This window comes from Falsiroseomonas bella, from assembly GCF_003173615.1.
GTDB lineage: Bacteria > Pseudomonadota > Alphaproteobacteria > Acetobacterales > Acetobacteraceae > Falsiroseomonas > Falsiroseomonas bella.
The window spans coordinates 771,637-790,830 of the sequence record NZ_QGNA01000003.1 but is presented as its reverse complement, the minus strand read 5'-3'; the positions used below and the strand labels follow the sequence as shown (position 1 = coordinate 790,830).

Genomic DNA, 19,194 nt, shown 5'->3' with positions numbered 1-19,194 from the left:
CGCCCGCCTTGCAGGCGTTTCGTGCGTGTCGGCGCGCGGCGGTCGCCATTCGGCGGCTCGGCCGGCATATGCCGGCCGCAGATCCAGCCTTGGGGTCCCTGGTGTCAGACCGTCACCATGGCGCGGCCGGTGCCGAACAGCACATGCGCCTTCAGCCCGCGCAGGAGGCGGCGCATGGCGGTGTTTTCGGCCTCGAAGCTCACCTCGGCGGTGCTCGCGCCGAGGCCGAGCAGGCCGCCGGGCACGAGGCAGGCCATCAGCTCGCTCGCGATGCCGCGGCGGCGCCAGGGCTCGCTGACGCTGACGGCAAGCGTCACGCCGCCATCCGGCAGGCGCCAGGTGAGTGCGGCGCCGGCGATGCGGCCGCTGCCCGTCACCGCGCCGAAGCCCACGACGTTGCCGAGCCGCGGGCGGAAGTCAAAGCCGCGGCACTCGGCATCGATCTCGGCATCGGTGCGCGGCGATCCCCAGCGCGCGACCCGGTCCCAGCCGCAGAGCTCCTGCAGATGCACCGCCAGGGCGTGGCGGTCCTCCCCGTTCAGGCGCCGGAAGCAGAGGGGTGCGCCGGCGGCGGAGGCGCGGGTGACGGCGATCCGGCAGCTGGTGGCGAGCATCTCGTTCTCTCTCCTGGCTTGGCGCGACGCGGCGCGGCTGGCCCGGAGACCACCAGAAGGACGCCGCTGCGTCCCGAGAGTGGGACGAAATCAATCCGAAAGTTGGGGTGAGAACAAATCAACGACCCGGCATCCGGTGGCGGAAGGCCAGAGCCTCGGCGACATGGGCGCGGGCGATGCGGGCCTCGCCGGCCAGGTCGGCGATGGTCCGCGCGACGCGCAGCGCCCGCACCTGGCCGCGGGTGGAGAGGCGCAGCCGGCCGGATGCGGTCTCGAGCAGGGTTAGCGCCTCCGCGTCCAGGCCCGGCTGCAGCTCGTCCCAGCCGGCCTCGGCGTTGCGCGGGGCGCCGCCTCGGGCGCGGCCGCGTTCGCGCGCGGCGGCGACGCGTGCGGCGACGACCTCCGTGCGTTCGCCGATGGGGGCGCGGGCGAGCTCCACGGCGGGGATGGGCTGCACCTCGATCACCAGGTCCATGCGGTCGAGCAGCGGCCCGGAGAGCCGCGCCAGGTAGTCCTGGCCGCAGCCCGGCGCGCGGGCGCATTCGCGCGTGGCGTCGCCCAGATAGCCGCAGCGGCAGGGGTTCATCGCCGCGATGCACTGGAAGCGCGCGGGGTAGGAGACATGCGCATTGGCGCGGCTGATCGTGGTGCGTCCGGTCTCCATCGGCTGGCGCAGCGCCTCCAGCGCCGGGCGAGGGAATTCCGGCCATTCGTCGAGGAACAGCACGCCGAGATGCGCCAGGCTGATCTCGCCCGGCTTCGCGCGATGCCCGCCGCCGACCAGGGCGGGGACGGAGGCGGAGTGGTGCGGGTCGCGGAAGGGCGGGCGGCGGATCAGCCTGCCGCCCGAAAGCATGCCGGCGACGGAGTGGACCAGCGAGACGTCCAGCGCCTCGGCGGGCGTGAGGTCGGGCAGCAGGCCGGGCAGGCGCGCGGCGAGCATGGATTTGCCGGCGCCGGGCGGGCCGACCATCAGCAGGTTCAGCGACCCCGCCGCCGCGATCTCCAGCGCCCGCTTTGCGGATTCCTGGCCGCGCACCTCGGCGAGGTCGGCGCCGCGCCAGGGCTCCGGTTCGACATCCGGCAGCGTCGGCGGCGAGAGAAGCTGGCGGCCCGCGAAGTGGTTGATGAGGGAAGGGAGGTCGGGCGGCGCCAGCACCTCCACCGTGCCGGCCCAGGCGGCCTCGCCGCCCTGCGGGCCGGGGCAGACCAGGCCGAGTTCGCGCGCGCCGGCGCCGATCGCGGCGGGCAGCACGCCGGCGACAGGGGCGAGGGTGCCGTCCAGCGCCAGTTCGCCGAGGGCGGCGAATTCGGCGACCGCGTCGCGGGGGATGACCTCCATCGCGGCGAGGACGCCGAGCGCGATGGGCAGGTCGAAATGGCTGCCCTCCTTCAGCAGGTCGGCGGGAGCGAGATTCACCAGCACGCGCTTGGGCGGCAGGGAGAGGCCGATGGCGGTGAGCGCAGCCCGCACCCGTTCGCGGGATTCGCCCACGGCCTTGTCGGGCAGGCCCACGACGAGGAAGGCGGGGAGGCCGGGGGCGATCTGCACCTGGACTTCGACGGGCACGGCTTCGATGCCGGCGAAGGCGAAAGTCGGGATGCGGGCGATGGAGGACACGCGGCGAGGGTGGGGCGGGCGGGGGCGCGAGATCAACCGTGGGTTTTGCTGAGCATGGGGATTCTTTTGCGTTTTCTGCGGGGCTGGTCGTGCCCCCACCCGGCCTCGCTCCGCTCAACCACCCTCCCCCGCTTCGCAGGGGAGGGACCATTCGCGCGCCCTGCTCACTCCCCCGCTGTGCGGGGGCTTCGGCGCCAGAGGCGTCGGAGGCCGAAGGCTGGTTGGGGGTGGGGGCGCGACCGACTTGCCGGATGCAGCGCCACCCTCTTCCACCCCGCGCCGCATCGTCGTCTCATGGCGCCGACACAACACAGGCACACCGCACGCATGATCCGCGCCGCCATCATCGGCCTCGGCACCTGGGGGCAGCATCTCGTCCGCTGCGCGGAGGGCGCGAAGCACATCCGCTTCACCGCCGCCGCGACGCGCACCCCCGCCAAGGCCGCCGACTTCGCCGCCGCGCGCGGCCTGCGCATGCTGGAAAGCTACGAAGCCGCGCTGGCCGATCCGGAAGTGGACGCGGTGGTGCTCGCCACGCCGCACACCCAGCACACCGACCAGATCGTCGCCGCCGCGGCCGCGGGGAAGCCGGTCTTCACCGAGAAGCCGCTCGGCGTGAACGCCGCGGAGGCGCGGCGCGCGGCGGAGGCCTGCGCGAGGGCGGGGGTGACGCTTGCCGTCGGCTACAACTGGCGCTTCCAGCCGGCTTTGCAGCGCATCAAGGCGCTGGTCGAGGACGGCACGCTCGGCCGCATCCTGCACATGGAGGGCAATTTCTGCGGGCCGTCGGCCTATCGCTTCCCGAAGGGGCATTGGCGGCACGACCGGAAGGAAGGCCCGGCCGGCGGCATGACCGGGCGCGGCGTGCATGTGGTGGATGCGATGCTCTCGCTCGCCGGGCCGATCGAGCAGGTGACGGCGCAGAGTTTCCGGCTGGTGCAGGATTTCGGCATGGACGACACGACCTCCATGCTGTTCCGCTTCCGCTCCGGTGCGACAGGCTATCTCGGCACGGTCATCGCCACCGCCGAGACCTGGCGGCTGCAGGTGTTCGGCGCGAACGGCTGGGCCGAGGTGGGTGATGTCGAGCATTTGCCGACCTGGCAGTTGCGGCTCTGCTTGATCGACCGCAATGACATCGGGAAGAAGCAGCGCCCGGAGGTGATCACCTTCGAGGACACCAGCACGGAGCGCGCGGAACTCGACCACTTCGCGGGGGCGGCGCTGGCGAAGCGTCCGCTCGCCCTGCCGGATGGCGATGGCGTGCACAACGTGGCGGTGCTGGAGGCGATCATGGCCTCCATCGCATCGGGCGGGCCGGTGAAGGTGGGATGAGAGGGGATCAGGCGATGACGATTCGATTCACGCGACGCGCGGCGCTGCTCGGCGCGGCGGCGCTGGCTTCCGGCACGGCGGCGGCACAGGGCACGGATTACCCGAGCCGGCCGATCCGCGCCGTCGTTCCCTCGCCGCCGGGCGGGCCGCCGGACCTGATCATTCGCGCGCTGGCCCCAAAACTCTCGGCGGCGATCGGGCAGACGGTGGTGATCGAGAACCGGCCTGGCGCGGGCGGCATCGTCGGCACCGCGCAGGTCGCGCGCATGCCGGCGGATGGCTACACATGGCTGTTCACCACGGCGAGCCACGTCAACACGCCCCCCTTCAATCCCAACGTCAACTTCGACCCGATCGCCGACTTCACGCATGTGACGCTCGCCGTGCAGAATTTCGGGCAGGCGCTGGTGGTGCATCCCTCGGTGCAGGCGACCAACCTGGCGGAACTGATCGCGCTGGCGAAGCGTGAGCCGGGCAGGCTGACCTACGTCAACGCGGGCAACGGCACGGCCAGCCACATCCCCGCCGAGCTGATGAAGGCGATGACGGGGACCGACATCCTCTCCGTGCCGTATCGCGGCGTAGGCGAGGGCGTGACCGACCTGCTGGCCGGGCGCATCGACATGTTCTTCGTCGGCACGAATGTCGCGCTGGAGCATGTGCAGGCGGGGCGGCTCCGCGCCATCGCGCTGACCGGCGCGCGGCGCTGGAAGGGCATGCCGGACGTGCCGACGATGCAGGAGCAGGGGCTGGCCGGCTACGACGTGGTGAACTGGTTCGGCCTGTGGATGCCGGCCGGCGCGCCGCGCCCGATCGTGGAGAAGGCGCATGCCGCGATGCGGACGGCGGTGAACGACCCGGAGATCCTGGCGCTGTTCGACACGCAGGGTCTGCAGGGCATCGCCATGCCGCCCGACCAGTTCGCGGTCTTCGTGCAGGAGCAATCGCGCATCGCGCAGGAGATCGGGCGAAGGGTGAACGCCGCGCCGCGGTGAGACCGTTGCGGAGTGTTTGTCTCTCGCCTTATGGTTTCACAACGGCATCCTGGTGGGGGCGACCAATGATCGGTCGGTCATGGATTGCGGCGGGCTGCGCGCTGTGCGCGGGGTTGGGCTGGGCGGCGCCGGGCGAGGCGGCGATCCAGACCTACGTCTTCACGGGCACGGTGACCTTCGCAGGCGGTCTCGCACCGACCATCACAAGCGGCCAGGCCGTCAGCGGCTTCTTCAAGGTGGACACCACCACCCCTGCCGACGGCTCCTCCGACGCGACTGTCGCCGGCTACGCCGCGATCACGGCCTTCAGCATCACCGTCGGCGGCTACACGGCGACCTCGACCGGGGGACGGATCGTCATCGTCAATGACACGAACGACGTCCTTGGCATCCAGGGATCCAACCCGGTGACCGGCGCGGCCATCAACGGGCTGGTGCCTGCAAGTCCCCGTATCGAGCTGTCGGACTCCACAGGCGCGGTGTTCGGGCCGGCCGCTGCCGGGCTGCCGCTGCCCTTCGTGTTCGGCGCCTTCGACGGCACGGACGGCGTCGTCGAGTTCTCCGGAAATGACCCCGGCCAAGCCGCGTTCACGCTGAGCGGCCTCCGCCTCGTCGAGGTCACCGTGCCGGAGCCGGTAGCGCTGGCGCTGTTCGGCCTCGGGCTCGCCGGGTTGGCCGGTCTGCGGGCAGGGCGGCGCGCGGTCGTCCGGGCCTAGCCGCCCCAGGCGCCCAGGAACCGCCCCAGCAGCCCGCCGATCCGCTCCACGTTGTAGCCGCCTTCCTGGATGATCGCCGCCGGCAGCCCCGCCGCGGCGATCATCGCGCCCGCCCGCGCGAAGCCGTCCTCGGTCACGGCCAGGAAATTCAGCGGCTCGTGCTCGCTGGCGTCGAAGCCGAGGGAGACGACCAGCGCATCCGGCTTGAACGCGCGGATGGCGGAGAGGCCCGTCTCGATCGCCTCCAGCCAGTCGGCATCGCCGGTGCCCTGGGCCAGCGGCAGGTTCAGGTTGCGCTCCTCGCCGTCGCCGTCGCCGCGCTCCTCGGCGCGGCCGACGAACCAGGGATAGTAGCCGTCCGGGTCGCCATGGACGGACACGGTCAACACGTCGCCGCGCAGCCAGAAGATGCCCTGCGTGCCGTTGCCGTGGTGGCTGTCGATGTCGAGCACGGCGACGCGCGCGGCCCCCGCATCGCGCAAAGCCTGGGCGGCGATGGCGGCATTGTTGAGGTAGCAATGCCCGCCGGCGCGCGCGGCGTAGGCGTGATGGCCGGGCGGGCGGCAGAGGGCGTAGGCGGTGCGGCCCTGCGCGGCCTCGGCGGCTGCGGCGAGCGCGCAGGCGGCGGCGCCGATCGCGGCGTCATAGGTGCCGGGACCGATGGGGCAGGCGGTGTCGGCGCTGTACCAGCCGGCCTGGCCGACCAGGCCCTTCGGACGGCGCGCATCCTCCAGCAGCATCTCGGGGGTCGGGTGCATGTTGCCGACGACCTCGGGGCCGGGTTCCGGCAGGGCGGCCCAGGCGGCGGGCGCGTCGCGCAGGAAGTCGAGGTAGTCCGGCGCGTGCACCGCCTCCAGCGCGGCGCGCGGCGCCTCGGGCGGGATTTCCGGAACGATGCCGAGGCGCGACAGACCTTCCCGCAAGGCCGCGGCGCGACCCGGCACCTCGAAGTTCGGACGCACGCGGCCGCGCATCAGGAAGAAGCGGGGATCGTGCCGGGCCTCGGCGGGGTGGGCGAATGCCTTCATCTTTGGCAGGTTAGGCCCGCCACCTGACGGCGGGAAGGACGGCATGACGGAGTTGGACCCGGGCGCGCGGCGCGCGATCCTCGAAAGCTGCGACGCGCTGCGCGAGGAGTCCGTGCGCCTGCTGGAGCGCCTGGTGCGCTGCCCCTCCACGCTGGGCAACGAGGCCTCGGCGCTGAACGAGATGGCGCGGATCTATGAGGGGCTGGGCCTGGCGCCGCAGCGCGTCCCGGTCGAGGTCGAGAAGCTCAGGGCGCATCCCGGCTTCTCGCCACCGCTTGTTTCGTATGACGGGCGCGACAACGTCGTTGCGGTGCACCGGCCGCGCAGCGCGACCGGACGCAGCCTGGTCCTGCAGGGGCATGTGGACGTGGTGCCCGAAGGCGCCGCCGACGAATGGACCACGCCGCCCTATGAGCCCGCGATCCGCAACGGGCGGATGTATGGCCGCGGGGCCGGCGACATGAAGGCCGGCATCATCAGCTACGTCACGGCCTTCCGCGCGCTGAAGGAGGCCGGGCTGCAGCCGGCGGCCGAGGTGCAGATGCATGCGGTGATCGAGGAGGAATGCAGCGGCAACGGCGCGCTGGCCTGCATGGTGGCGATGCCGCCCTGCCAGGCGGCGATCATCCCGGAGCCCGGACCCGGCCTGCCCGCGATGTATTCCGCCGAGGTCGGCGTGGTCTGGGCCTTCGTCACCGTCACCGGCCGGCCGGCCCATGTGCGGGACAAGCAGGCGGGGGTGAACGCCATCGAGGCGGCGATGGCGATCTGGTCACGCTTCGAGGCCTATGAGCGCGAGATGAACCGCGCCGAACACATCCACGCCAGCTTCCGCGGCGTTAACCATCCGGTAAACGTCAATCTCGGAACTTTCGACGGCGGCGAGTGGAACAGCTCGGTCGCGACAAGGGCGAGGCTGGGGCTGAGGGTGGGGGTCATGGTGGGGAACAGTGCGGATCGGGTCCGCGCGGACATCGAGCGCATCGTGGATGCGGCGCGGGACGACGCGGCGCTGAAGGGGGCCAAGGTGACCGTGGAGTTCCGAGGCTTCCACGCCGATCCCTGCGTCTTCGACATGGAGGCGCCGATCGTGAAGCTGGCGATGCGGAGCTATGCCGAGGTGACCGGCGGGGATTTGCGCCAGTATCCGGCGACAGGGCTGACCGACGGGCGCTTCTTCCAGCTCTACCAGGGCACGCCGGTCGCCTGCTTCGGGCCGGATGCGCAGGAGATCCACGGCATCGACGAAAGCGTGGGGCTGGATTCGATGCACGACATCACGAGGTCCATCGCGCTGACCATGGCGGAGTGGTGCGGGGTGGAGGCGTTGTCGTGATGCGGAATCTGCCCGTCTCCGGCGCCAGGCTGTGGGACAGCCTGATGGAATACGCCCGCATCGGCGGGACGCCGAAGGGCGGCTGCAACCGGCAGACCCTGACCGACCTCGATGCCGAGGCGCGGCATCTGCTGGCTAGGCAGGCCGCGGCGGCGGGCGCGACGCTCAGCGTGGATCGCTTGGGCAACATGGTGCTGACGCGGCCGGGGCGCGATCCCGCGCGCAAGCCCGTCGCCATCGGCAGCCACCTCGATACGCAGCCCACAGGCGGGAAATTCGACGGCGTGCTGGGCGTGCTGGCGGGGCTTGAGATCCTGCGCGCGCTGCATGAGGCCGGCGTGCAGACCGAAGCGCCCGTCGCGCTGATCAACTGGACCAACGAGGAAGGCGCGCGCTTCTCGCCGCCGATGATGGGCTCCGGCGCCGCGATGGGCATTTTTCCTGAATCCGAGGTGCTGGCGAAGACCGACAGCACGGGCGCCGTTTTCGGCGCGGAGCTTTCGCGCATCGGCTGGGCGGGGAAGGCCGATCCGGCGGCGCTACAGGACCTCGGCGCCTATTTCGAGCTGCATATCGAGCAGGGGCCGGTGCTGGAGCGCGAGGGCCTTGACCTCGGCATCGTCACCCATGCGCTGGCGCAGCATTGGTTCGAGGTGACGGTGACCGGCGAGGATGCGCATGGCGGCAGCGCCATGGCGGGCCGCAAGGACGCGCTGATGGCGGCCGCGGAGTGCGCGTTGATGATCGAGCGCGCGGCGCTGGCGTGCGGCGCGCGCGCGACCATCGGGCGCATGACGCTGCACCCGGACAGCCGCAATGTCGTGCCGGGCCGCGTGTGGTTCAGCCTGGACACGCGGCACGATCACGAGGACCAGCTGGCGGCGCTGGCGGCGACGATGCGGGCGGAGGCCGCGGGCATTTCGGCGCGTCGCGGCGTGGCGATCGCCATCGAGGATTTCTGGATCTCGCCGGCCACGCCCTTCGATCCCGCCCTGGTCGGCCATCTGGAAGCCGCCGCCAGAACCCGCGGCGTACGTTCGAAAAAAATGCCGACGGCGATCGGCCATGATGCGGTGTATGTGGCGCGGCGCGTGCCCGCCGTGATGCTCTTCTGCCCCTGCCATGGCGGCATCAGCCACAACGAGGCGGAGAGCATCACGCCCGCCTGGGCGGAGGCGGGGCTGGTGGTGCTGGCGGACGCCGTGGTCGCGGCCGCCGGGGTTTCGAGAGACTGAGCAAGATGCGCATCGCGATCGGCGGCTTCCTGCACGAAAGCCATTCCTTCGCGCCACGGCCGACGACCTGGCGCGACTTCCTGGAGCCCGGCGGCTGGCCCGCCGTGCAGCGCCCGGCGACGCTGGTGGCGGCGCTGCGCGACACCGCGGTGCCGGCCGCGGGCGCCATCCGCGAGGCCGAGGTGGCGGGCGTCGCCATCGCGCCGCTCTCCTGGGGCTTCGCCAATCCGGCGGGGCCGGTCAGCGCGGAAGCGTTCGAGCGCCTGGCGTCGCTGATCTTCCACGACCTGCAGGCGGCGCTGGCGGAAGGGCCGCTCGACGGGCTCTATCTCGACCTGCATGGCGCGATGGTGGCGGAGAATTTCCCCGATGCGGAAGGCGAGCTGCTGCGGCGTGCGCGCGCCATCCTGGGGCCCGGCGTGCCGATCGCCGCCAGCCTCGACCCGCATTGCAACCTGACGGCTGCGATGGTGCGCGATGCCGACATCCTCTGCCCCTTCCGCACCTATCCGCATGTGGACATGAAGGAGGCCGGCGCGCGCGCGATGACGCTGCTGCTGGCCCGCATCGCGCGCCAGCAACCCTTCGCCAAGGCGTTCCGCCAGCTCGACTACCTGATCCCGATCACCAGCCAATGCACGCTGGTGCCGCCGATGGCGGAGGTGATGACGGCGCGCCAGACCATCTCCGCGAAGCTCGGCGCGGCGGAGCTCTCGCTCTGCTTCGGCTTTCCCTATGCCGACTTCGCCGATTGCGGCTGCGCGCTGGTGGCCTATGGCGTGACGCAGGAGGCGGCGGATGCGGCGGCCGATGCGCTGCTGAAGGAGCTGCGCCTGCGGGAGACGGAATTCGCCCAGCCGATCCTCGAGGCGAGGGAAGCAGTGGCGCAGGCCATCGAGCTCGCGAAGGGCGCGACCAAGCCGGTGGTGATCGCGGACACGCAGGACAACCCCGGCGGCGGCGGCCATGGCGACACCACGGGCCTGCTGGCGGAGCTGCTGGCGCAGCGCGCGGAAGGCGCCGTGCTCGGCCTGATCAACGACGCCGAGAGTGCGGCCGCCTGCCATGCGGCGGGGGAGGGGGCGCAGGTCTCGCTGAGGCTCGGCGGCAAGTCCGATGGGGCGCCGCTGGAGGTGGAGGCGCGGGTGCTCGCGCTGTCCAACGGATGCTTCACCTGCACCGGGCCGATGGCGGCCGGCAACCGCGCGGATCTCGGGCCGAGCGCGCTGATCGGCATCGGCGGCGTCGCGGTGATCGTCACCTCGCGCAAGATGCAGGCCTATGACCAGGCGCTGTTCCGCCATCTCGGGGTCGAGCCGGGCGAGCAGAAGATCCTGGCGCTGAAGTCGAGCGTGCATTTCCGCGCCGACTTCCAGCCGATCGCGCGCGCGGTGCTGGTCGCCGCCGCGCCGGGGCCGGTGGTCGCCGATCCGGCGATCCTGCCTTTCCGCCAGCTGCGTCCGGGGCTTCGGCTCCGCCCCGGCGACAACCGTCGGGTCGGCTGAGATGCGCAGCGCGCATCCGATCCGCGTTGCGCTGGTCCGCGCGCTGCCGCCCGCCTTCGCGGAGCTGGCGGCGGATGCACTGGCCGACAGCCAGAAGATGCTGGACGTGCTGCGCGAGGATTGGGAGAGCGGCACGCAGCGCTTCGACGCCCCCGGGGAGGCGCTGTTCGCGGCCTATGCCGGGGATGCGCTGCTCGGCCTCGGCGGGCTGACGCGCGATCCGTATCTGGAGGATGCCGCGGGGCGCGTGCGCAGGCTGTATGTGCGGCGCGCCGCGCGCGGCCATGGCGCGGGGCGGGCGCTGCTCGCGGCGATCACCGAGGGCGCGGCGGAGGCCGGCTGGCCGCGGCTGCGCGTACGCGCGCCGGCCTCGGCCTTCCTGTTCTACGAGCGCTGCGGCTTCCTGCGCGCGGTGGGCGAGCGGGCGGCGACGCATGTGCGGCCGCTGCGGCGGAGCCTGGCCGATCCGGCGCCGAGCGCGACGGGCCTGCGGGCATAGACCCCCAGCGCCCGGCGCTTCATTCCTCTCGCCCGAAGGCTGCTGTAGACAGCGGGGCCGCGGCACGGATCTGCGCTGCCGCCACACTCGGGAACGTCGCATGTCAGAGACCATCCTCCGCGCCGCCGAGGCGCTGCTCGCCGTCCGCAACGGCGCACCGCCCATCCCCGGCCTCGGCGCCGCCGCGCCTTCCGACGAGGCGGGGGCCTGGGCGATCCAGAAGGAGGTCCTGCGCCGGCTGGGCGGCACGATCGGCGGCTACAAATGCGCGACGCCGGCGAGCGCGCCGCCCTCGGCCGCGCTGCTGGATGCGCGCGGCATCAAGGCTGCGCCGGCGGCCTGGCCGGTGCCGAAGGGCGGGAAGATCGGCATCGAGACCGAGATCGCCTTCCGCCTCGGCCGCGACCTGCCGGCGCGCGGCACGCCGTATACGCGCGAGGAAGTGACCGAGGCGATCGCCGCCTGCTTCCCGGCCGTGGAACTGGTGGTCAGCCGCTACGCCGACCTGAAGGCGGTGACGCTGAACGAGAACATGGCCGACAACATCGCCCATGCCGGATTGATCTGCGGCGCGGAGGTGCCGGGCTGGCGCAGCCACGACCTGGGCGACCTGACGGTGCGGCAGAGCTGCGGCGGCCAGGTGCAGGTGGAGAAGCGCGGCAGCAACCCGGCCGGCGATCCGCTGCTGTCCCTCACGCGCCTGGCCAATCACCTGCACGCCTTCGGCCTGCATCTGGAAGCCGGGCAGGTTGTCACCACGGGAAGCTGGACGGGCCTGCTTTTCGTCGAGGGCGGCCAGCGCGTGGTCGGCGGCTTCGCCGGGCTTGGCGAGGTGGTCGTGGACCTCGGCTGACGGCCAGGGCTCACGCAACTTTCAAGCGACGGGGCACGCGGGCTGCCGCAGTGTGACGGCATCAGCATCAGAGCCTGCTTTCAGCCCATGGTCTCGTCGCGCCTGCTGCTCCTCGTGGAGGACGATCCGCTCGTTCGCGGCACGCTTGCCGAGGCGCTGACCGATGCCGGCTTCGAGGTGCTCGAGGCCGGCGACGCGGAGGCCGCGCTGCATGTCGTGGCCTCGCGGGACGACATCTCCGCGCTGCTGACGGACATCAACCTTCCGGGCGCCGATGGCTTCGTGCTGGCGCGCGCCGCGCGGCGCCTGCGCCCGGACCTGCCGGTGGTCTATGCCTCCGGCCGCGTGCGGGAGGCCGATCCGCGGCGCGCCCTGCCGGACGCGGCGTTCCTCGCCAAGCCCTTCAGCCTGTCCTGCGCGGTCAAGACGCTCGAGCGCGCCGTCGCGTCGGCGTGATGCGTCGTCAAGCGCCGCTGCGCCGCAGCACGGCATCCGTGAAGGACTGGGCCGCGCCGAGATAGCCCGCGGGATCGGTGAGGCGCGTAATGCCATCGGCATCGAGCAGCTTTGCGATGCGGCTGTCGCGCGCGAGGGCGGCGGCGAGTGGCACGCCCTCGGCGAGCGCGACGTCGCAGGCGTGATGGACCGCGTCGTGCGCGGCGCCGCGGCCGAGATGGGGGGCGAGGCCCATCATCACCGCCTCCGCCATGATCAGCCCGCCGCCCGCGTCGAGGTTGCGGCGCATGCGTGCGGCGTCCACCTCCAGCCCCTCCGCGATCGGCAGCAGCGTGGCCAGCGCACCATGCGTCAGCAGCAGGATCTGGCCGAGGGCGAGCTGTTCCTCCTGCATCGGGCCGGCGCCGCGTTCGTGCTGGTGCAGCATGGCGCCGAGCAGCAGCGGGATCTGCGCCTGCGCGGCGCGGGCCTGGGCGATCACGTATTCGCAGCCGATCGGGTTGCGCTTCTGCGGCATGGTGGAGCTGCCGCCCTTGCCGGGGGCCGCGGGCTCGCTGGCTTCGCCGACCTCCGACTGCATCAACCAGAGGATGTCGGTGGCGGGCTTGGCCAGCGTGCCGCCGAGGATGCCGCACCAGCAGCCGAGCTCCGCGATGCCGTCGCGCGCGACATGCCAGGTGATGGCGGGAAGCGCCAGGTCGAGCTCCTTCGCCAGTTCCGCTGCGACGCGCGGTCCGTCCTCACCCAGCGATGCGAGCGTGCCGACCGCGCCGCCGAATTGCAGGCGCAGCACGCGCGGGCGAAGCTGCACGAGCCGTTCACGCATGGTGATCAGCGGATCGAGCCAGAGCGCCACCTTGTAGCCGAAGGTGATCGGCAGCGCCTGCTGCGCATGGGTGCGGCCGGGCATGACGGTGTTGCGATGCGCGCGCGCGAGCTTTGCGAAGGCTGTGATCAGGCGCGCCAGGTCGGCGTCGAGCAGCGCGATGGCGTCGCGCAGCTGCAGCACCAGCGCGGTGTCCAGCACGTCCTGCGTGGTCGCGCCCCAATGCGTCCAGCGGCCCGCCTCGGCGCCCGCGAGCGCCGAAAGCTGCTTCACCAGGCCGACCGTGCAAAAACCCATGTTGCGCGTGGCGGCGGCGAGCGCGGGCAGGTCGAGCTGCGTCGCGTCGGCGGCTGCCGTGATCGCGGAAGCGGCCTCGGCGGGGATCAGGCCGAGCCGCGCCTGCGCGCGGGCCAGCGCTGCCTCGAAATCCAGCATGCGCTGCAGCGCGGCGCGCTCGCCGAGGATCGCGCGCATCGCGTCGGAGCCATAGACGGCGCCATGCACGGGCGCGTCGGCGGGGTGCACGGTCATCGGGTCTGCCTGACTGTTCCCTCTCCCGCGTGCGGGGGAGGGAGACGTGTGCGGGGGAGGCGCGGCCACCTCACACCTCCAGAAATACTGTCTCTCCGTCCCCTTGCAGCCGGATGTCCAGGCGCCAGACGCCGTCGCCCTGCGGCTTCGCCACCAGCGTCCTGCGGCGCGCAGGATCCTCCACCATCGTCAGCACGGGGTCGGTCGCGTTCAGCGCCTCGCCCTCGAAATAGGCGCGCGTGACCAGGTGCTGCATCAGGCCGCGGGCGAAGATCGCGATCTCGATATGCGGCGCCTGCATCGCATTGCCGCGGCCGGGCACGGGGCCCGGCTTCAGCGTGGTGAAGCGGAAGACGCCGTCGCTGTCCGTGGCGGCGCGGCCGAAGCCGTGGAAGACATCCTCGTATTTCCCGTCCGGCCCGGCCTGGAAGATCTCCACCATGCCGTCGGCGACCGGCGCGCCCTCGCCATCGGTGATGCGGCCCATCAGCGTGATGCGCTCGCCCTGCACGCCCTCGTTGCCCGAGCCGGCGCGGAGCAGGTCCGCCCATTCGGGGAAGTCGATCATGTGCCAGTAGGGACCGGCGGTCTGGTGCGCGGTGGCTGCGGTCATCGCCTCAGGCCTTCTCGAAGGGCGTGGCCTCGCGGCCGCGCAGCACCATGTCGAATCGGTAGCCGAGCGCCCATTCGGGCTTGGTGATCTCGAGGTCGAACTTCGAGATCAGCCGGTCGCGCGCCGCCTTGTCCGGCGTGGAGAGGAAGATCGGATCGAGGTCGAGCAGCGGATCGCCCGGAAAATACATCTGGGTGATCATGCGCTGGGCGAAGCCCGCGCCATGCAGGCCGAAATGGATGTGGATGGGACGCCAGGCGTTCCAGTGGTTCCGCCAGGGATAGGCGCCGGGCTTCACGCTGACGAAGCTGTAGTTCCCCTGGTCGTCCGTGAAGATGCGCGCGCGCCCTTCGAAATTCGGATCGAGCGGCGCGTCGTGCTGGTCGCGCGGATGGTGGTATCGGCCCGACGCATTGGCCTGCCACACCTCCACCATGACGCCGCGCTGCGGGCGGCCATCCTCGTCCGTGATGCGGCCGGCGACGATGATGCGCTCGCCGAGCGCGCCCTTGCCGTTCACCTGGCTCATGTCGGCATGCGCGGGATAGCGCGACGCGTCGAAGCGCGGCGCGCTGGTCTCGGTGAGGGTATGCGGGATGCGCAGCAAAGGCTGCTTCGGGTGCCGCTTGTGCGTGCTGCCATAGGCGGGGCTGTCGAGCGGCGGCTGCGTCGCCGGATCGGGCCGGCGATAGGGGATCGGGTCGCTCACCGTGTGCCTTCCTTGCCGTGCGGCCTTTTGGGCGGACCTTGCGGCAGGGGCAGGGTCAGCCCGCCTCTTCCTGCAGGACGCGCCGCGCGATCTTAAGCGCGGAATTCGCCGCGGGAACCCCCGCATAGGCGCCGACCTGCAGCAGCACTTCCGCGATCTCCTCCGGCGTCACGCCGGTGTTGCGGGTGGCGCGGACATGCAGTTCGAACTCCTCGTGCCGGCCGAGGGCTGCCATCATGGCAAGCGTCAGCAGGCTGCGCGTGTGGCGCGGCAGGCCGGGGCGCGTCCAGACGCCGCCCCAGACATTCTCCGTGATCCACGCCTGGAAGGCGGCGTCGAGCGGCGTGGTGCTGGCCTGCGCGCGCGCGACATGCGCCTCGCCCAGCACGGCCTTGCGGATGGCGAGGCCGCCTTCCGCGCCCGGTTGCGGTGCGAGCGCGGCGAAGTGGTCGAGCAGCGCGGCGTTCACCGCCTCCGCGCGCTCCAGCGTCGGGATATGCGCGGCCTCGGGGATGGTGACGAGCGTCGCACCCGGGATCATGTCCCGCAGCGCCTCCGCCATGGCGGGCGGCGTCGCGATGTCGCGCTCGCCGACGAGCACCGTGGTGGGGCAGGCAATGCGCCCCGCGATCTCGGCCGCGCGCGCATCGCGAAGCGCGGCGGCGGAGGCGGCGTAGCCCTGCGGGTCCGTTCCCAGCAGCATGCGCCTGAGGCCCTGCGCGGAGGCGAGCGAGGCATCCACCACCCAGCGCGGCATGACCATGTCCACGAGCCCCGCCATGCCCTGCGCGGCGACGATGTCGATGCGCTGCTGCCAGGCCTCGGGCGGCGGGAACTCCGCGGCGGTGTCCATCAGCACCAGCGAGGCGACGCGGTCCGGCGCCTCGGCGGCGATCTGCTGCGCGATGCGCCCGCCGATGGAGAGCCCCACGACATGCGCCTGCCGGATGCCGAGCGCATCGAGCAGCGCGAGCGCATCCTGCGCGTGGCGGGACATGCTGCCCGGCGCGGCGGTGACGCCCGAAAGCCCGTGCCCGCGCAGGTCCATGCGGATCACGCGGTGGTTGCGCGCCAGCACCGCGGCCTGCGGGTCGAAGACATGCAGGTTCGTGCCGATGGAATGCAGCATGAGGATCGGCGCGGCATCCGCGGTCGGCGGCGGGCCCTCGACGACGGCGTGGACGGCGATGTCGTGGAGCTGGAGGAACATGGCGAGATCCACGAGCCTACGCGTCAGACGCGCTCGAGCAGCATGGCGATGCCTTGGCCGACGCCGATGCACATCGTCACCACCGCATAGCGTTCCTTTCGGTGGTGCAGCTCCGCCACCGCGGTCTGCACCAGCCGCGCGCCGCTCATGCCCAGCGGATGGCCGAGCGCGATGGCGCCGCCATTCGGGTTCACATGCTCGGCGTCGTCCGGCAGGCCGAGGTCGCGCGTGACGGCCAGGCCCTGCGCGGCGAAGGCCTCGTTCAGCTCGATCACGCCGACATCGCCGAGCGCGACGCCGGTCTTGGCGAGCAGCCGGCGCACCGCCGGCGCCGGGCCGAAGCCCATGATGCGCGGCGCGACGCCCGCCGTCGCGGTCGCCACCACGCGCGCGCGCGGCGTGAGGCCGTGCTTCCGCGCGGCGGCCTCGCTGGCGACCAGGATGGCGCAGGCGCCGTCATTCACGCCGGAGGCATTGCCGGCCGTCACCGTGCCGCCTTCCTTGCGGAAGGGCGTTGGCAGCTTCGCCAGCGCCTCCAGCGTGGTGTCGGGGCGGGGATGCTCGTCGGTGTCCACCACGATCGGATCGCCCTTGCGGCGCGGGATCGTCACCGGGACGATCTCCTCCTTGAAGCGGCCGGCGGCCATGGCGCGACCGGCGCGCTGCTGGGAGCGGAACGCGAAGGCGTCCTGGTCGGCGCGGCTGATCTGGAATTCCTGTGCGACGTTCTCGGCGGTCTCCGGCATGGAATCGATGCCGTATTCGGCCTTCATCTTCGGGTTCACGAAGCGCCAGCCGATTGTGGTGTCGTAGATCTCGGCGGTGCGCCCGAACGCCTCCTGCGACTTGCTCATCACGAAGGGTGCGCGGGTCATGCTCTCGACGCCGCCGGCCAGCATCAGCTCCGTCTCGCCCGCCTTGATGGCGCGCGCGGCGATGCCGACGGCATCCATGCCGGAGCCGCAGAGGCGGTTGACCGTGCTGCCCGGGATGCTGTCCGGCAGGCCGGCCAGCAGCAGCGCCATGCGGGCGACGTTGCGGTTGTCCTCGCCGGCCTGGTTGGCGCAGCCGAAGATCACGTCCTCGACCGCTGCCCAGTCGAGTTCGGGGTTTCGCGCCTTCAGCGCCTTGATCGGGATCGCGGCGAGGTCGTCCGTACGGACCTCCTTCAGCGCGCCGGCGTAGCGGCCGATGGGGGTGCGGGCGGCGTCGCAGATGAAGGCGTCGGCCATGCGTCGGGTCCTCCGTTTGGCCAGGGCTTGCCCCTCGCCGGCCCGGACGTCAACTGAGCGCGTTCACCAGCCAGAGCGACAGGGCGGGGAAGGCGACCAGCAGCGCCAGGCGGATCAGGTCCATCCCGAGGAAGGGCAGCACGCCCTTGTAGGTGCGGGTGATGGGCACGTCGCGCGCCAGGGACGAGATGACGAAGACGTTCAGCCCGATCGGCGGCGCGGTCAGCCCGATCCCGACCACGCAGAGCACCAGGATCCCGAACCAGATCGCCGTCTCCTCGGTGGTGAGACCGAAGTCGAGCGCGGTGATCACCGGGAAGAAGACCGGCAGCGTCAGCAGCATCATCGCCAGCTCATCCATCACCGCGCCGAGGATGATGTAGGCGACCAGCAGCAGCACCAGCACGCCGTACGGCGGGAAATCCTGCTCGGTGATCCAGAGCGCGAGCAGGTCGGGCGCCTGGCTGAGTGCCAGGAAGGCGTTGAACACCTCCGCACCCAGCAGGATGACGAAGATCATCGCCGTGGTCTCGGCGGTGGCGAACAACGCTTCCCGGATGTGGCGGCCGCGCAGCGTCCCCCGCAGCAGGCCGACGGCGAGCGTCGCGATCACGCCAACGGCGGCACTCTCGGTCGGCGTGAAGACGCCGCCATAGATGCCGCCCACCACCACCACGGCGATCAGCAGCGCCGGGATGACGTTGAGGAAGGCGTCGCGCTTCTCGGCCGCGCTCGGCACCTCGCCGGGCGGGCCGAGCTCGGGCTTCGCGCGGACCACCAGCCAGATCGCCACAAGATAGAGGGACGCGGCGATCAGCCCCGGGATCAGCGCCGCCATGAACAGCTTGGCGATGTTCTGCTCGGTGCTGATCGCATAGACCACCAGGATCACCGAAGGCGGGATCAGGATGCCGAGCGTGCCGCCGACCGCGATGGTGCCGGTGGAGAAGCCGGGGTCGTAGCCGTAGCGCCGCAGTTCCGGCAGGGCGGCGCGGCCGAAGGTGGCGGTGGTGGCGACGGAGGATCCGCACACCGCGCCGAAGCAGGCGCAGGCGCCGATCACGCCCATCGCCATCCCGCCCGGCTTGCGCCCGACCAGCGCATTCGCCGCCGCGAAGAGGTCGCGCGCGAGGCCCCCGCGCTCGGCCAGCGCGCCCATCAGGATGAAGAGTGGGATGACCGAGAGGGTGTAGTTGGAGAACAGGTGGTAGGGCGTGGTCTTGAGGTAGTTGCCGAGCGCGGTCCAGTCCAGGATGTGGACATAGCCGCCCATGCCGACCAGCAGCATCGCGAGCCCGACCGGCGCGCGCAGCGCGATCAGCCCGAGCAGCACCGCGAAGCCCGTCGCGGCCAGGACGAATTCGGGCGCCATCAGCTGCGGCCGCGCAGCAGCCGCGGCACCCACCACAGCGCCATCAGCCCCGCCGCGGCGAAGCACATCGCGCCGATGGCGATCGCCCACCAGAAGGGCAGGGCCAGCAGGCCGATGGTGCGCGTGCCGCTGCGCAGCGTGTCGAGCGCGCCGAGCGTCATGCGCTCGGCCAGCCAGAGCGTCACCGCCGCCCAGACCAGCAGCCAGAAGGCGTCGATCGCGGCGTTGAGGCGGCGCGGCAGCCAGGTGGTGAAGCTGTCCACCAGGATGTTGGTGCGCATCAGCGTGCCATAGGCGAGGAAGCCGAAGACGCCGACGCCCGCGGCGATGGAGACGATCTCGAAGTCGCCGCGGATCGGCTGGCTGGTGGTCCAGCGCAGCAGCACGGAGACGGTCGTGACGCAGGCCGCGACGAGCAACGATGCGCCACCCAGAAAGGCCAGCGCGCGGGCCAGCAGCGGCACCGGGCCGGAAGGCGGCCCGGTGCCGGGGGAGTCCGCGCTCACCG

19 protein-coding genes are annotated in these 19,194 nt (G+C 71.9%); 9 read left to right on the top strand and 10 right to left on the bottom strand.

What is annotated here, in order from left to right; genetic code table 11:
* Positions 1-104: 104 nt before the first annotated feature.
* The gene (locus DFH01_RS16330) at positions 105-614 is read right to left on the bottom strand and encodes a GNAT family N-acetyltransferase (protein WP_109871492.1); all 510 of its coding nucleotides are present in this window, start codon (positions 612-614) and stop codon (positions 105-107) included.
* Between the two features lie 118 nt (positions 615-732).
* Positions 733-2,235: a YifB family Mg chelatase-like AAA ATPase gene (locus DFH01_RS16325; RefSeq protein ID WP_109871491.1), complete on the bottom strand. Its 1,503-nt coding sequence runs from the start codon at positions 2,233-2,235 to the stop codon at positions 733-735.
* Between the two features lie 327 nt (positions 2,236-2,562).
* On the opposite strand from DFH01_RS16325, the gene DFH01_RS16320 reads away from it, so the two are divergent.
* From DFH01_RS16320 to DFH01_RS16310, 3 genes are all read left to right on the top strand, one after another.
* Positions 2,563-3,570: a Gfo/Idh/MocA family protein gene (locus DFH01_RS16320; protein WP_158287788.1), complete on the top strand. Its 1,008-nt coding sequence runs from the start codon at positions 2,563-2,565 to the stop codon at positions 3,568-3,570.
* 14 nt (positions 3,571-3,584) lie between these two features.
* Positions 3,585-4,565: a tripartite tricarboxylate transporter substrate-binding protein gene (locus tag DFH01_RS16315; protein ID WP_158287787.1), complete on the top strand. Its 981-nt coding sequence runs from the start codon at positions 3,585-3,587 to the stop codon at positions 4,563-4,565.
* A 65-nt stretch (positions 4,566-4,630) separates the two neighbouring features.
* Positions 4,631-5,281, top strand: a complete 651-nt coding sequence (locus tag DFH01_RS16310) for a PEP-CTERM sorting domain-containing protein (RefSeq protein WP_146217076.1) — start codon at positions 4,631-4,633, stop codon at positions 5,279-5,281.
* Here DFH01_RS16310 and DFH01_RS16305 read toward each other — a convergent pair.
* Positions 5,278-6,309 carry a histone deacetylase family protein gene (locus DFH01_RS16305; RefSeq protein WP_109871487.1) on the bottom strand — a complete coding sequence of 344 codons (1,032 nt, stop codon included), beginning with the start codon at positions 6,307-6,309 and terminating at the stop codon, positions 5,278-5,280. The genes DFH01_RS16310 and DFH01_RS16305 overlap by 4 nt on opposite strands.
* Positions 6,310-6,352: 43 nt before the next feature.
* Here DFH01_RS16305 and DFH01_RS16300 point away from each other — a divergent pair, with 43 nt between their 5' ends.
* From DFH01_RS16300 to DFH01_RS16275, 6 genes are all read left to right on the top strand, one after another.
* On the top strand, positions 6,353-7,645 hold the full coding sequence (locus DFH01_RS16300; protein WP_109871486.1) for an ArgE/DapE family deacylase: 1,293 nt from the start codon (positions 6,353-6,355) through the stop codon (positions 7,643-7,645).
* Positions 7,645-8,880, top strand: a complete 1,236-nt coding sequence (locus tag DFH01_RS16295; protein ID WP_109871485.1) for a Zn-dependent hydrolase — start codon at positions 7,645-7,647, stop codon at positions 8,878-8,880. The genes DFH01_RS16300 and DFH01_RS16295 overlap by 1 nt, the downstream gene beginning before the upstream one ends.
* 5 nt (positions 8,881-8,885) lie before the next feature.
* Positions 8,886-10,385, top strand: a complete 1,500-nt coding sequence (locus tag DFH01_RS16290; RefSeq protein ID WP_109871484.1) for a M81 family metallopeptidase — start codon at positions 8,886-8,888, stop codon at positions 10,383-10,385.
* A gap of 1 nt (position 10,386) precedes the next feature.
* Positions 10,387-10,884: a GNAT family N-acetyltransferase gene (locus tag DFH01_RS16285; RefSeq protein ID WP_109871483.1), complete on the top strand. Its 498-nt coding sequence runs from the start codon at positions 10,387-10,389 to the stop codon at positions 10,882-10,884.
* Positions 10,885-10,984: 100 nt separating this feature from the next.
* Positions 10,985-11,737, top strand: a complete 753-nt coding sequence (locus DFH01_RS16280; RefSeq protein WP_158287786.1) for a 2-keto-4-pentenoate hydratase — start codon at positions 10,985-10,987, stop codon at positions 11,735-11,737.
* 87 nt (positions 11,738-11,824) lie between these two features.
* Positions 11,825-12,193: a response regulator gene (locus DFH01_RS16275; RefSeq protein ID WP_109871481.1), complete on the top strand. Its 369-nt coding sequence runs from the start codon at positions 11,825-11,827 to the stop codon at positions 12,191-12,193.
* A 7-nt stretch (positions 12,194-12,200) separates the two neighbouring features.
* Here the strand turns inward: DFH01_RS16275 and DFH01_RS16270 are convergent, their stop codons facing one another.
* From DFH01_RS16270 to DFH01_RS16240, 7 genes are all read right to left on the bottom strand, one after another.
* The gene (locus tag DFH01_RS16270; protein WP_109871480.1) at positions 12,201-13,550 is read right to left on the bottom strand and encodes a class-II fumarase/aspartase family protein; all 1,350 of its coding nucleotides are present in this window, start codon (positions 13,548-13,550) and stop codon (positions 12,201-12,203) included.
* A 70-nt stretch (positions 13,551-13,620) separates the two neighbouring features.
* Positions 13,621-14,163, bottom strand: a complete 543-nt coding sequence (gene pcaG, locus DFH01_RS16265; protein WP_109871479.1) for a protocatechuate 3,4-dioxygenase subunit alpha — start codon at positions 14,161-14,163, stop codon at positions 13,621-13,623.
* Between the two features lie 4 nt (positions 14,164-14,167).
* Entirely contained in the window at positions 14,168-14,872 is a 705-nt protein-coding gene (pcaH, locus tag DFH01_RS16260; RefSeq protein ID WP_233256135.1) for a protocatechuate 3,4-dioxygenase subunit beta, read from the bottom strand.
* A gap of 55 nt (positions 14,873-14,927) precedes the next feature.
* Positions 14,928-16,082, bottom strand: coding sequence for a bifunctional 3-oxoadipate enol-lactonase/4-carboxymuconolactone decarboxylase PcaDC (gene pcaDC / locus DFH01_RS16255; protein ID WP_109871478.1), 1,155 nt, complete (start codon positions 16,080-16,082; stop codon positions 14,928-14,930).
* A 23-nt stretch (positions 16,083-16,105) separates the two neighbouring features.
* Positions 16,106-17,314, bottom strand: a complete 1,209-nt coding sequence (gene pcaF, locus DFH01_RS16250; protein WP_109871477.1) for a 3-oxoadipyl-CoA thiolase — start codon at positions 17,312-17,314, stop codon at positions 16,106-16,108.
* Positions 17,315-17,363: 49 nt separating this feature from the next.
* The gene (locus DFH01_RS16245; RefSeq protein ID WP_233256134.1) at positions 17,364-18,719 is read right to left on the bottom strand and encodes a TRAP transporter large permease; all 1,356 of its coding nucleotides are present in this window, start codon (positions 18,717-18,719) and stop codon (positions 17,364-17,366) included.
* Complete coding sequence (locus DFH01_RS16240; RefSeq protein WP_109871476.1) at positions 18,686-19,192, bottom strand: TRAP transporter small permease; 507 nt, start codon at positions 19,190-19,192, stop codon at positions 18,686-18,688. The genes DFH01_RS16245 and DFH01_RS16240 overlap by 34 nt, the downstream gene beginning before the upstream one ends.
* Positions 19,193-19,194 lie beyond the last annotated feature (2 nt).

Excerpts from the sequence above, each read along its gene's own strand:
- DFH01_RS16300 (WP_109871486.1), top strand. The coding sequence starts at position 6,353 with ATGACGGAGTTGGACCCGGGCGCGCGGCGCGCGATCCTCGAAAGCTGC.
- pcaF (WP_109871477.1), bottom strand. The coding sequence starts at position 17,314 with ATGGCCGACGCCTTCATCTGCGACGCCGCCCGCACCCCCATCGGCCGC.
- DFH01_RS16295 (WP_109871485.1), top strand. The coding sequence starts at position 7,645 with ATGCGGAATCTGCCCGTCTCCGGCGCCAGGCTGTGGGACAGCCTGATG.
- pcaG (WP_109871479.1), bottom strand. The coding sequence starts at position 14,163 with ATGACCGCAGCCACCGCGCACCAGACCGCCGGTCCCTACTGGCACATG.
- DFH01_RS16275 (WP_109871481.1), top strand. The coding sequence starts at position 11,825 with ATGGTCTCGTCGCGCCTGCTGCTCCTCGTGGAGGACGATCCGCTCGTT.
- DFH01_RS16270 (WP_109871480.1), bottom strand. The coding sequence starts at position 13,550 with ATGACCGTGCACCCCGCCGACGCGCCCGTGCATGGCGCCGTCTATGGC.
- DFH01_RS16330 (WP_109871492.1), bottom strand. The coding sequence starts at position 614 with ATGCTCGCCACCAGCTGCCGGATCGCCGTCACCCGCGCCTCCGCCGCC.
- DFH01_RS16320 (WP_158287788.1), top strand. The coding sequence starts at position 2,563 with ATGATCCGCGCCGCCATCATCGGCCTCGGCACCTGGGGGCAGCATCTC.
- DFH01_RS16290 (WP_109871484.1), top strand. The coding sequence starts at position 8,886 with ATGCGCATCGCGATCGGCGGCTTCCTGCACGAAAGCCATTCCTTCGCG.
- DFH01_RS16315 (WP_158287787.1), top strand. The coding sequence starts at position 3,585 with ATGACGATTCGATTCACGCGACGCGCGGCGCTGCTCGGCGCGGCGGCG.
- DFH01_RS16280 (WP_158287786.1), top strand. The coding sequence starts at position 10,985 with ATGTCAGAGACCATCCTCCGCGCCGCCGAGGCGCTGCTCGCCGTCCGC.
- pcaDC (WP_109871478.1), bottom strand. The coding sequence starts at position 16,082 with ATGTTCCTCCAGCTCCACGACATCGCCGTCCACGCCGTCGTCGAGGGC.
- DFH01_RS16310 (WP_146217076.1), top strand. The coding sequence starts at position 4,631 with ATGATCGGTCGGTCATGGATTGCGGCGGGCTGCGCGCTGTGCGCGGGG.
- DFH01_RS16305 (WP_109871487.1), bottom strand. The coding sequence starts at position 6,309 with ATGAAGGCATTCGCCCACCCCGCCGAGGCCCGGCACGATCCCCGCTTC.
- DFH01_RS16285 (WP_109871483.1), top strand. The coding sequence starts at position 10,387 with ATGCGCAGCGCGCATCCGATCCGCGTTGCGCTGGTCCGCGCGCTGCCG.